The sequence below is a fragment of the Pseudohalocynthiibacter sp. F2068 genome (genome assembly GCF_023015645.1).
GTDB classification, from domain to species: domain Bacteria; phylum Pseudomonadota; class Alphaproteobacteria; order Rhodobacterales; family Rhodobacteraceae; genus Pseudohalocynthiibacter; species Pseudohalocynthiibacter aestuariivivens.
In genome coordinates, this window is record NZ_JALKAK010000004.1 from 63,952 (window position 1) to 76,035 (window position 12,084).

The window sequence follows — 12,084 nt, forward strand, 5'->3', positions numbered from 1 at the left end:
AGCTTTGTCAAAGGCCCGGGCGGGTTCTTTTCTATAAACGTTCAGCGCAATTTGAACAATAAAATCAGATGGACACTGCGCCCTAATCTAATGAGTTTACCCAATGTAGCAGGATTAACCGGTATTTTTGCCAACAGGCACCACCCCGATACCTTTGAGAATGATCTCTTTTACAGATACCTTCGCCTCTGCCCAGTCTTTGTCAGACAAGGGTTTGCCGTTGTTCAGCGTTTCAATCTGATGACCAAAGTCGGCATAGTGCTGGGTTGTGGCCCAAAGCATATAAAGCAGATGGCGTGGGTTGATCGGGTCCATCAAACCTGCGTCAATCCAGCGTTGAATGACAGCCATTCGCCCATCCGTCCAATCTTTCAAAGTGTTCTCCAGATAATCCTGAATAACAGGCGCACGATGCATCACTTCTGACGCCCAGACTTTAGACCCAGCGGGGTGCCTGCGGCTGATTTCCATTTTTGCGTCAATGTATGCCCCGATTCCCTCGGCAGGGCCGGGGGCGGCATCAAAGATGTCTGCGGCCTGCAACCAGACCTGAAAAATGTTCTGCACAACTTGTCGGTACAGGGATTCTTTTGTTGGAAAATAATAGTGCAAATTGGCCTTGGGCAGACCGGCAACATCCGCAATCAACTGCATGGTTGCCCCGCCAAACCCCGCTTCTGCAAAGACTTTTTCGGCTGCTTCTAAAATAAGCTTTTCATTCTCCTGCCGAATATCTTTTTTGCGGGCGGGGCGCTGGGCTATAGGCATTGCAAAAACCATCCAGAATTTTCTTGACCGGTTGGTCAGGTTGTGGTCGTGTTATCTTGACCATACGGTCAGGATGTAAAAAAATGCAAGAGGCAGAAGGCCCGGCACCTGACACGACCTAGGGAGAGAGAGAATGGCTGCACCCGGTGAGAACCTGAAAATCAATGGCGAACGCCTTTGGGACTCTTTGATGGAAATGGCCAAAATCGGCCCCGGCATTGCGGGTGGCAATAACCGCCAGACCCTGACGGATGAAGACGGCGAAGGCCGTGCACTGTTCCAAACCTGGTGCGAAGCGGCGGGTTGCACGATGGGGCTCGACACCATGGGCAACATGTTCGCCCGGCGTGAAGGAACAGACCCTGAGGCGCTGCCGGTCTATGTCGGCTCGCACCTCGACACCCAACCGACGGGTGGTAAATATGATGGTGTGCTTGGGGTTCTTGGCGGGCTCGAAATCCTGCGCACGCTGAACGACCTTGGGATCAAGACCAAACATCCCATCGTTGTGACCAACTGGACGAACGAAGAAGGCACACGTTATGCCCCCGCAATGTTAGCGTCAGGCGTATTTGCTGGGATGCACACGCAGGACTGGGCTTATGACCGTGAAGACGCCGAAGGTAAGAAATTTGGGGACGAGCTGAAACGCATCGGCTGGCGGGGTGATGAAGAGGTTGGCGCGCGCAAAATGCATGCCTTCTTTGAACTTCACATCGAACAGGGCCCGATTCTTGAGATAGAAGGCAAAGACATTGGCGTTGTGACCCACGGTCAGGGCCTGAGCTGGACGCAAGTGACAATCACCGGCAAGGACAGCCACACAGGCTCTACCCCCATGCCGATGCGCAAGGATGCGGGGCTTGGCCTTGCCCATGTGCTGGAACTGGTCAATCAGATCGCGCTTAGCCACGCACCCGATGCTGTGGGTGCGGCGGGCCATATTGATGTTTATCCGAACTCGCGCAACGTGATTCCGGGCAAGGTGGTGTTCACTGTTGATTTCCGCTCGCCCGATCTGGCAGTGATCGAAGATATGGAAGCCCGGCTAAAAACTGGCGCGCAGGCGATTTGCGATGAAATGGGTCTGGGGGTTGAGTTTGAAAAGGTTGGCGGGTTTGATCCGGTCACCTTTGACGAAACTTGTGTAACTGCCGTGCGGAATGCCGCTGAACGGCTGGGCTATTCCCACCGCAACATCATTTCAGGTGCCGGGCACGACGCCTGTTGGATCAACCGCGTCGCCCCAACCGCAATGGTCATGTGCCCCTGTGTTGACGGGCTAAGCCATAACGAGGCCGAGGAGATCTCCAGGGAATGGGCCACAGCCGGGGCAGATGTGCTGATGCACGCGGTGGTCGAAACGGCGGGAATTGTGGAATAGGGAGAAGATCAATGACCAAAGTCATCAAAAACGGCACCGTCTGCACTGCAGACCGTACATGGAAGGCCGATGTCCTGATCGAGGGCGAGGTGATCAAGCAGATTGGCGAGGATTTGAAGGGCGATGAATACATCGACGCCGAAGGCGCCTATGTCATCCCCGGTGGGATTGATCCGCACACTCACCTTGAAATGCCATTTATGGGAACAACGGCGGCGGAAACCTTTGAATCCGGCACATGGGCCGCCGCAGCAGGTGGCACCACGATGGTGGTTGATTTCTGCCTGCCGGGGGCTGACGGCTCTATCAAGAACGCAATCAACGAATGGCACCGCAAATCCGCGCCGCAAATCTGCTCTGACATTGGCTATCACATGGCGATCACAGGCTGGGATGAGAATGTGTTCACCGAGATGGAAGACGCGGTGAAGATGGGTGTCAACTCCTTCAAACACTTCATGGCCTACAAGGGCGCGTTGATGATTGAAGACGACGAGATGTTCGCGAGCTTCAAGCGCTGCGCCGAGCTTGGTGCGCTGCCGATGGTCCACGCCGAAAACGGTGACCTGGTGGCAGAGCTTCAGCAGAAGTATTTTGATCAGGGCATCACGGGGCCAGAGGGCCACGCCTATTCACGCCCACCCGAACTGGAAGGCGAGGCCGCGAACCGCGCGATCACCATTGCCGATACAGCAGGTGTGCCGCTTTACATCGTACATGTGAGTTGTGAACAGACGCATGAGGCAATCCGCCGTGCGCGGCAAAAAGGCATGCGGGTTTATGGTGAGCCACTGATCCAGTTCCTGACTCTGGATGAGTCTGAGTATTTCAACAAAGACTGGGATCATGCCGCGCGGCGTGTCATGTCACCGCCGTTCCGCAGCAAGGACCATCAGGACAGCCTTTGGGCCGGGCTTCAGGCGGGCAGCCTGCAGGTTGTTGCAACGGACCACGCGGCGTTTAACACCGAACAGAAACGCGCGGGCCGCGATGATTTCCGGATCATTCCGAATGGCTCGAACGGGCTTGAGGAACGGCTGGCCGTGCTCTGGACCGAAGGCGTCGAAACCGGGCGGCTTACGCCAAATGAATTTGTCGCAGCCACTTCAACAAACGTCGCCAAGATATTGAATATATATCCGAAAAAAGGTGCGATTGTCGAAGGCGCCGATGCCGATATCGTGGTATGGGACCCAAAAATATCTAAAACCATTTCGCCTGCGAACCACCATTCCGTGCTCGACTACAACGTATTCGAGGGTTTCAACGTGAGCGCCCAAAGCCGCTATACCCTAAGTCGGGGTGAAGTGATCTGGGCCTGGGGGCAAAACAGCCAGCCGCAACCGGGAAGAGGCCGGTTCGTGCCGCGCCCTGCGTTCCCGTCTGCGCACACCGCACTTAGCCAGTGGAAAGCACTGAACTCTCCACGCAAGATTGAGCGTGATCCGCTGAACATACCGGCAGGGATTTGATAGTAGCGAGTCCACTATGTGGGCTCGTAACGACACAGGGACCCCAGAACGGGGCGATTGACAGGGGGATGTCTTGGATCAAGACGTTGTAATCGAAGCAAACAATCTGGATTTGACGTTTCAGACCAATGATGGGCCGGTTCACGCACTGAAGGATGTGAACCTGACCATCAACAAGGGTGATTTTGTCAGTTTCATCGGCCCGTCCGGGTGTGGGAAAACCACGTTCCTTCGGGCAATGGCGGCGCTTGAAGAGCCAAGCAACGGCTCCATTACCGTAAACGGCATGTCCGCGGACGAGGCACGCCGTAACCGCGCCTATGGCTATGTATTTCAGGCCGCAGGCCTTTACCCGTGGCGCACGATTGCGGGCAACATAAAACTACCGCTCGAGATCATGGGGTTCAGCAAGGCTGAGATGGCAGAGCACGTTAATAAGGTTCTTGAACTTGTTGATCTAAAAGAATTTGGTAAAAAATTCCCCTGGCAGCTTTCTGGCGGAATGCAGCAGCGCGCGAGCATTGCACGGGCGCTGGCGTTTGACGCTGATATTCTTCTGATGGATGAGCCCTTTGGGGCATTGGATGAAATTGTACGGGACCATCTTAACGAACAGTTACTGGAACTTTGGGCACGTACGGAAAAGACCATTGGTTTTGTTACCCACTCAATCCCCGAAGCGGTCTACCTCTCAACAAAGATTGTTGTCATGAGCCCGCGTCCCGGGCGGATCACTGATATTATAGAGAGCACGCTACCAAAAGACCGTAGTCTGGATATTCGCGATACGCAGGAATTCATTGATATCGCGCATCGGGTACGTGAGGGGCTTCGTGCGGGGCATGGTGACGATGCTTGATAAACAAATAAATACTAATGCTTGCATGATTTTGTTAATTCGAAAGATGTGCGCATGAGGTCGATTATCCCTATCCTCACCGTTGTCGCGGCATTGATGGCAATCTGGTACGCAGGCGCCATCTGGATGAATAGCAAATGGGCGCTGGATCAGGCCGAACGCGCAGGTGTTGAACTTAGCCTTTCCGAAATTGTTACTGATACATTGGCGCAAGAACGGCCAGTGCTGCCTGCACCGCATCAGGTGGTCACCGAGCTTTGGCAGACGACGGTTGAGAAAAATATCACTTCAAAACGCAGTTTGGTTTTTCACGGTTGGATAACACTCAGCGCGACATTGCTTGGCTTCATCTTTGGCACCGGCCTTGGTGTGTTGCTTGCAGTGGGGATCGTTTATTCCCGCGCAATGGATATGAGCGTGATGCCCTGGGCCATTGCAAGTCAGACGATCCCTATTTTGGCAATCGCACCCATGCTGGTTGTTGTGATGAACACAATTGGTGCGACCGATTTTCTGGGCAAAGATACTGCTGAAGCCCTGTTTGGAACGCAACCCGCATTCATGAAGGGCTTGCTGCCGAAAGCGGTGATCGCGGCCTACCTTAGTTTCTTTCCCGTGGTTGTCGGTATGGTCAAAGGTCTGCGCGCCCCAGACGCGATGCAGCTTGATCTTATGCGCACTTATAGCGCCAGCGGCGCGGCGACTTTCTGGAAATTGCGCCTTCCGTCTTCGATGCCCTATTTCTTTACATCGCTGAAAATCGGCATAGCCGCCTCTCTGGTTGGTGCCATCGTGGCAGAGCTTTCTGCAAGCCCGATCCGGGGTCTTGGCGGGCGTATGTTGACCGGTAGCTACTATGGGCAAACGCTGCAAATCTGGGCCGCGCTTATCGGGGCTGCGGTTCTGGCTGCCGCGCTGGTCGGCCTTATTGGGGCGCTGCAGCGGGGAACCCTGCGCCGTATGGGGATGAAGCCATGAGTTGGGTGATCGGATCTTTGGCTTTTTGGGCCGTCATGACCTGGATAAATTTCTGGCTGGCAAATTCGCCTCTGCGAGGAACGCGATTAGTCAAACTGTTTGTACCCGCAGTTTTTGGGATCACTTTGCTCGTCGTCTGGGAAGGGTTGGTGCGTGGGCTTCAGGTGCCAAATGTAATCCTTCCTCCGCCAACAGCAATCGCCGCTCGGTTTGCGAGTTCGCTTGATATTCTTTGGGTCGATTTTGTTCAGACATTCGTCAAAGGCGCATTGAGCGGGTACATTATCGGCTGCGGTGCCGCCTTCCTGACGGCTGTCATGATCGACAGATCGCCATTTTTGCAGCGCGGGTTACTGCCGGTTGGCAACTTTATCGCGGCGCTGCCGATTATCGGGACAGCACCCATCCTTGTGATGTGGTTCGGGTTTGACTGGCACTCGAAGGCTGCCGTTGTTGTTGTGATGGTGTTTTTCCCGATGCTGGTGAATACCGTGCAGGGGCTCGCGGCAAGCGATCATATGCAGCGTGATCTGATGCGCACTTATGGCGCTAGTTATCCGCAGACCTTGCTGAAACTACGCCTTCCTGCGGCAATGCCGTTTATTTTCAATGGGTTGAAGATTTCGACAACATTAGCGCTTATCGGTGCAATCGTGGCGGAATTTTTTGGCTCGCCCATTCGCGGAATGGGATTTCGCATTTCAACAGAGGTCGGCCGCCTGTCGCTTGATATGGTCTGGGCAGAGATCACCGTTGCAGCGCTCGCCGGATCGGCGTTTTATGGGGTGGTCGCAATGATAGAAAAAGGGGTCACCTTCTGGCACCCCTCACAACGAAGCTGAATCAACAATAAATTCAACATGGGAGACTGAAATGAAGAAAATGCTGACAACTGCACTGGCGGGCGCGATGGCGTTTGGGGCCGGTATGGCTGAAGCGGCAGATGATCTGACGCTGCAGTTGAAATGGGTAACGCAAGCACAATTCGCTGGCTACTACGTAGCGCTTGAAAACGGCTTTTACGAAGAAGAAGACCTGAACTTAACCATCCTGCCGGGTGGCCCGGATGTTGCACCTGCTCAGGTTATTGCGGGCGGTGGCGCTGACGTGGTGATCGACTGGATGCCATCAGCACTTGCCGCACGTGAACAAGGCTTGCCGCTGGTCAACATTGCGCAACCCTTTGCATCGTCCGGGATGATGCTGACCTGCCGTAAAGATTCGGGTGTTGAAACGCCCGCAGATTTTGCCGGTCGGACATTGGGCGTCTGGTTCTATGGCAACGAATACCCGTTCCTCAGCTGGATGGGAACGCTTGGTCTGTCGACAGATGGCGGTGACGGCGTGACCGTGCTGAAGCAAGGCTTTAACGTTGATCCGATCCTGCAAGGGCAGGCAGACTGCGTTTCAACCATGACCTACAATGAATACTGGCAGATCATTGATGCGGGCCTTGGCGCTGATGACCTAGTGACCTTCAAATACGAAGATCAGGGCGTGGCGACACTGGAAGATGGTCTTTATGTTCTGGAAGACAGGTTGACGGACGAAGCTTTTCAAGATCAGCTTGTGCGGTTTGTACGTGCCTCTATGCGCGGTTGGAAATGGGCCGAGGAAAACCCGGATGCAGCAGCAGACATTGTGCTCGAAAACGATGAAACCGGTGCACAAACTGAAAAGCACCAACGCCGTATGATGGGCGAAATCGCCAAGCTTACAGCGGGTTCTGACGGTGCGCTTGATATTGCAGCTTATGATCGCACGGTCGCAACGCTGTTGGCCGGCGGGTCTGACCCGGTTATCTCTGCAGCACCTGAAGGTGCATGGACTCACGCAATCACGGATGCAGCACTGAAATAGCCCTGGCCAAATTTAAAATCAAAGCAGGCGCGGCTTCGGCCGCGCCTTTTCTTTTGAACCGATTGGGCCTGGCGTGCCACCTTATATACAGAAGCATGGTGGGTTGAAGCAGATGAAACAGGCCGAGCGGAGTTTGGAAGAGTTGCTTGTGCTGCGCGCGCAGGCGGGTGACTCCCGCGCGCTGGATCAGTTGGTAAGGCTTCGTGGTCCAAGGTTGCTGGCTCACGCGATGCGCCTGTCGGGTCGTGCTGACGACGCACGTGATATCGTACAAGAAGCCTGGATTGAAATCCTGCGTGGTCTGCACGGGCTGCGAGAAGCGCGCGCCTTCGCAGCCTGGGCGACAAGAATTGTAACCCGGCGGGCTGCGCGATTTGTTAAAGGGAATGTTGCGCGGCGGGCATTATCGGCAGCAGTTTCTGTCGAAACAGAAACTAGTATGCCGGACGTTGGTGAAGCAGCTTCAGATGCACGCGCAGTGCGCAAAGCAATGTCAAGTTTACCCCCTGATCAGGCAGCGACCATTGCCCTGTTTTACCTGGAAGATATGAGTGTGGCCGAGGTGGCCATCGCATTGGATATACCTCGCGGTACCGTGAAAACACGGCTGATGCACGCGAGAGCAAAACTGAAAGACGCTTTGAAAGGAGCATGTGATGAGTAGACTTGATGAACTGATCGAAGAGGCATTGCGCGAAGAAGATCGCGAGATCATTGAGGCCACGTCAGAGCAGGGTTGGTTTCAACTGGGATTGAGCCAGTTCAGCGGCAAACTCGGCTGGGTTACATGGGTCATTATGATCACGCAGGCCATCCTGTTTTTAGCAGGAGTCTGGTGCGCCATATATTTCTTCAACACAACCGAACTTTTGTCAGCAGTAAAGTGGGGGTTATCAGGTGCAGTTCTTATCCTGATGGCAACTCAACTTAAACTAAGTTTGATGCCAAAGATGCAGGCGGATCGTGTTTTGAGGGAAATGAAACGGTTGGAATTAATACTGGCCAGTCACAGAAGTTAGATGAATTTGCACCTCGCCGGCATAGACGCGACGAGGTGCTTTCTTCATCCACGGCCATCGGCGTCCCCGCCTGTACCGCCGGTCAAGATTTAACCAAATAACTTTCTTTTTCCCTAAAATATCCCCGCCGGAGGCAAAAAATCTTAGATAAGATTTTTCAACTTTCAAGCCTCCGGCGGGGATATTTAGAGAATAAAGAAAGAGTAATGTTAGCTTCTGTTCATACGGTTTTCGATCAACTCATCCACGACGGAAGGATCGGCGAGTGTCGATGTATCTCCAAGTGCACCAAAATCGTTTTCAGCAATTTTGCGTAGAATCCGGCGCATTATTTTCCCGGAGCGGGTTTTTGGAAGGCCGGGTGCCCATTGAATGAGATCGGGTTTGGCGATCGGCCCAATCTCAGTGCGAACCCATTTTTCCAGTTCTTTACGCAATTCCTCGGTTGGTTCAACGCCATTCATCAGAGTTACATAGGCGTAGATGCCCTGACCTTTGATGTCGTGGGGATATCCCACAACCGCAGATTCCGCGACGTTTGCGTGTGCAACGAGGGCGCTTTCGACTTCTGCTGTACCCATTCGGTGGCCTGAGACATTTATTACGTCGTCAACGCGCCCCGTGATCCAGTAGTAACCATCTGCGTCGCGGCGACATCCGTCACCGGTAAAGTAGTAACCTTTGTAGTCAGAGAAATAGGTTTGCTGGAAACGCTCGTGATCGCCATAGACGGTGCGCATCTGTCCAGGCCAGCTGTCTTTGATGCAAAGCACGCCTTCAGCTTCGGTTTCATTAATCTCAGCACCACTTGTCGGTTCAAGAATGACAGGCTCTATCCCGAAGAAGGGTAGGGTGGCAGAGCCAGGTTTTGTGGTGGTTGCGCCGGGGAGTGGGGTAAGTAAATGACCCCCGGTTTCGGTTTGCCACCAGGTGTCCACAATTGGGCAATTCCCTTTGCCGACAACGTCATTGTACCAGTTCCAGGCTTCGGGATTGATTGGCTCGCCGACTGTGCCAAGAACTTTGAGATCTGACAAATCGCATTTTTCAACCGGCTCATTGCCATGTGCCATCAAAGCACGGATCGCCGTGGGTGCGGTATAGAATTGGTTAACCTTATGCTTTTCGCAAACCTGCCAAAAGCGGGATGCATCAGGATAGGTTGGCACCCCTTCGAACATAACTGTTGTCGCGCCGTTCGCGAGGGGACCGTAGACAATATAGCTGTGACCCGTAACCCAGCCGACATCTGCTGTGCACCAGAAGACATCGCCTTGGTGGTAATCAAAAACGTATTCTTGTGTCATCGACGCGTAAACCAGGTAGCCGCCGGACGTATGTACAACGCCTTTGGGTTTGCCCGTAGAGCCAGAGGTATAGAGGATGAACAGCGGATCTTCGGCATTCATCTCTTCAGGTTCGCAATCTGGAGAGGCGGCCGCAGCGAGAAGGTTATAGTCGTAGTCGCGGCCTTCTTTCCATGTCGTTTGTCCACCGGTACGTTTTACAACAAGGTTTTTGACTTTGTCCGAGCAATGCAGCAAGGCTGCGTCTGTGTTGGATTTCAGAGCTGTATTGCGCCCGCCGCGCGGGGCCTCGTCCGCGGTGATAACGACTTTAGCCTCTGAATCATTGATTCTGTTTGCCAACGCGTCCGGGCTGAAACCCGCGAAGACGATCGAGTGGATCGCACCGATACGCGTACAGGCCAGCATCGCATATGCCGCCTCTGGAATCATCGGCATGTAGAGCACGACACGATCGCCCCTGGTAACACCCAGGTCTTTCAGCACATTGGCCATGCGACATGTGTTGGAGTACAGTTCTTTGTAAGTGATGTGGAGCGCTTGCTCGTCTGGGTTATCGGGTTCCCAGATGATTGCTGTTTGGTCGCCCCGGGTTGCAAGATGTCTGTCGATACAGTTGGCCGAGACATTCAGAGTACCGTCCGAGAACCATTTGATGTCAACTTCGCCATAGGCGTAGTTGGTCTCCTTGACCGATGTATAGGGTTTGATCCAGTCGATCCGTTGTCCATGCTGGCGCCAGAAACCATCGGGATCAGAGATCGAGGCGGCATACATTTCCCGGTATTTAGCTTGATCAACATGGGCGTTGGCAGCGAATTCGGCGGTGGGTGGATAGGTTTTGTCGGTCATGATTATGAAAAACTCTCTTGCAAGGGTACGCGGACAGAACAAATCTGTCCGTGTCTGTAATCAGATGGCCAGATACTCGGCCCGCAATTCGGCGTTATCAAGCACCTCTTTTGCGGTACCGTCAAATACGACGGTGCCTGTATCAAGGATAACAGAGCGATCAGCCAGATTAAGTGCACGGATCGCATTTTGTTCAACGATCACGGTCGTAATTCCCTGCTCTTTGATGACATTGAGTGTTTTCTCGATCTCGTCGACAATCACCGGGGCCAGACCCTCGTATGGTTCATCAAGCAACAGAACTTTGATGTCGCGGGCCAGTGCTCGCGCGATTGCAAGCATTTGCTGTTCCCCGCCTGACAGGGTTACGCCTTCTTGTTTGCGACGTTCACCCATACGGGGAAAGAGGTCGTAAATCCGCTCAAGTGACCAGCCGACAGGTTCAACGATTTGTGCAAGCTGCAGATTTTCCTCGACCGTAAGTCCGGCGATAATACGACGATCTTCAGGGACAAGCGCCATACCTGCAACCGCCGCCTCATGTGATTTCATGGTATGCAGACGTTCGTGGTCCAGCCAGATTTCACCATGCGTCAGTGAAGGGTTGTCGAGCCGTGCAATTGCGCGCAGCGTTGAGGTTTTGCCGGCACCGTTGCGTCCCAGAAGGGCAAGGATTTCACCTTCGTGCACGTTAAAGCTGACGCCTTGCACGATATAGCTTTCGCCGTAGTAAGCGTGCAGATCCCAGACCGAAAAATAAGCGGGGGCGGTTGACGCATGATTGGCGTTTTTTGGAAGTGCGTTCATTGTCGCCTCCTATTGTTGGGTTTGGCCAAGGTATGCTTCCATAACCTTGGGGTGCCCTTTGATGTTTTCCGGCGTGTCTTCGACAAGCGGTGTTCCCTGTGCAAGGACTGTGATCCGTTCTGCAAGTGAGAATACCACATGCATGTCGTGCTCGATGATCGCCATGGTAATATCGCGCTTGGCATTGATCTCTTTCAAAAGATCGATGGTGTTGTTGGTATCAGCACGCGCCATACCTGCGGTTGGTTCGTCAAGCAGAAGAAGTTTTGGTTCCTGTACCAGACACATCGCCATTTCCAGGCGCCTTTTGTCGCCGCGTGACAACGATGCGGCATGCATGTGGATCTTGTCCTGCATGTTTACGTCTTCGAGCATTGCTTCTGCTTTTTCGACGATTTCTTTTTCTGCCGGGATGGTCTCAAAGGCATGAAGCCGATATGCACCATCGCGTTTTGCAAAACAGGGGATCAACATATTTTCGAAAACTGTGAGGTCACCGAAGATCTCGGGTGTTTGGAACACCCTTGAAATGCCCATTTGGTTGATCTCATGTGGTGCGCGGCCCAGAACGGACTGCCCGTCGAACATGACGCTGCCGGTATCCGGGATCAGCTTACCGATCAGGCAATTGAGCAAGGTTGATTTGCCGGCACCATTAGGCCCGATGATCGCGTGTACAGAATTTTCCTCTACGCTGAGGTTAACATCTCCGAGCGCTTGCAGACCGCCAAAGCGTTTGCCGACACCTTTGATTTCGAGAATACCCATTGTTTCGTAT

The 12,084-nt window shown here is 53.5% G+C and carries 12 protein-coding genes; 8 read left to right on the top strand and 4 right to left on the bottom strand.

Features of this window, described 5'->3' with window-relative positions:
- Window positions 1-114: 114 nt before the first annotated feature.
- Window positions 115-768, bottom strand: a complete 654-nt coding sequence (locus tag MWU63_RS06435) for a TetR/AcrR family transcriptional regulator (protein ID WP_213888649.1) — start codon at window positions 766-768, stop codon at window positions 115-117.
- Between the two features lie 133 nt (window positions 769-901).
- Between MWU63_RS06435 and MWU63_RS06440 the strand changes: the two genes are divergently transcribed.
- From MWU63_RS06440 to MWU63_RS06475, 8 genes are all read left to right on the top strand, one after another.
- Window positions 902-2,152, top strand: coding sequence for a Zn-dependent hydrolase (locus MWU63_RS06440; protein ID WP_213888648.1), 1,251 nt, complete (start codon window positions 902-904; stop codon window positions 2,150-2,152).
- 11 nt (window positions 2,153-2,163) lie between these two features.
- Window positions 2,164-3,624, top strand: a complete 1,461-nt coding sequence (gene hydA / locus MWU63_RS06445) for a dihydropyrimidinase (RefSeq protein ID WP_213888647.1) — start codon at window positions 2,164-2,166, stop codon at window positions 3,622-3,624.
- A 73-nt stretch (window positions 3,625-3,697) separates the two neighbouring features.
- Window positions 3,698-4,483 (top strand): ABC transporter ATP-binding protein, encoded by a 786-nt coding sequence (locus tag MWU63_RS06450; protein ID WP_247077301.1) that lies wholly within the window; start codon window positions 3,698-3,700, stop codon window positions 4,481-4,483.
- Window positions 4,484-4,537: 54 nt separating this feature from the next.
- Window positions 4,538-5,461, top strand: coding sequence for an ABC transporter permease (locus MWU63_RS06455; protein ID WP_213888645.1), 924 nt, complete (start codon window positions 4,538-4,540; stop codon window positions 5,459-5,461).
- Between the two features lie 35 nt (window positions 5,462-5,496).
- Window positions 5,497-6,303: an ABC transporter permease gene (locus MWU63_RS06460; protein WP_246531677.1), complete on the top strand. Its 807-nt coding sequence runs from the start codon at window positions 5,497-5,499 to the stop codon at window positions 6,301-6,303.
- A gap of 31 nt (window positions 6,304-6,334) precedes the next feature.
- Entirely contained in the window at window positions 6,335-7,321 is a 987-nt protein-coding gene (locus MWU63_RS06465) for an ABC transporter substrate-binding protein (RefSeq protein WP_213888643.1), read from the top strand.
- A 112-nt stretch (window positions 7,322-7,433) separates the two neighbouring features.
- Window positions 7,434-7,985 (top strand): RNA polymerase sigma factor, encoded by a 552-nt coding sequence (locus MWU63_RS06470; protein ID WP_213888642.1) that lies wholly within the window; start codon window positions 7,434-7,436, stop codon window positions 7,983-7,985.
- A complete protein-coding gene (locus tag MWU63_RS06475) occupies window positions 7,978-8,340 on the top strand; it encodes a DUF6768 family protein (RefSeq protein WP_213888641.1) in 363 nt (120 codons plus the stop codon). The genes MWU63_RS06470 and MWU63_RS06475 overlap by 8 nt, the downstream gene beginning before the upstream one ends.
- Before the next feature lie 209 nt (window positions 8,341-8,549).
- Here MWU63_RS06475 and acs read toward each other — a convergent pair whose 3' ends face one another.
- The 3 genes from acs to MWU63_RS06490 are packed head-to-tail and all read right to left on the bottom strand — an operon-like array spanning window position 8,550 to window position 12,074.
- The gene (gene acs, locus MWU63_RS06480) at window positions 8,550-10,499 is read right to left on the bottom strand and encodes an acetate--CoA ligase (protein WP_247077303.1); all 1,950 of its coding nucleotides are present in this window, start codon (window positions 10,497-10,499) and stop codon (window positions 8,550-8,552) included.
- 60 nt (window positions 10,500-10,559) lie between these two features.
- Complete coding sequence (locus tag MWU63_RS06485) at window positions 10,560-11,306, bottom strand: ABC transporter ATP-binding protein (protein ID WP_213888639.1); 747 nt, start codon at window positions 11,304-11,306, stop codon at window positions 10,560-10,562.
- A gap of 9 nt (window positions 11,307-11,315) precedes the next feature.
- Window positions 11,316-12,074, bottom strand: a complete 759-nt coding sequence (locus MWU63_RS06490) for an ABC transporter ATP-binding protein (RefSeq protein ID WP_213888638.1) — start codon at window positions 12,072-12,074, stop codon at window positions 11,316-11,318.
- Window positions 12,075-12,084: the final 10 nt, after the last annotated feature.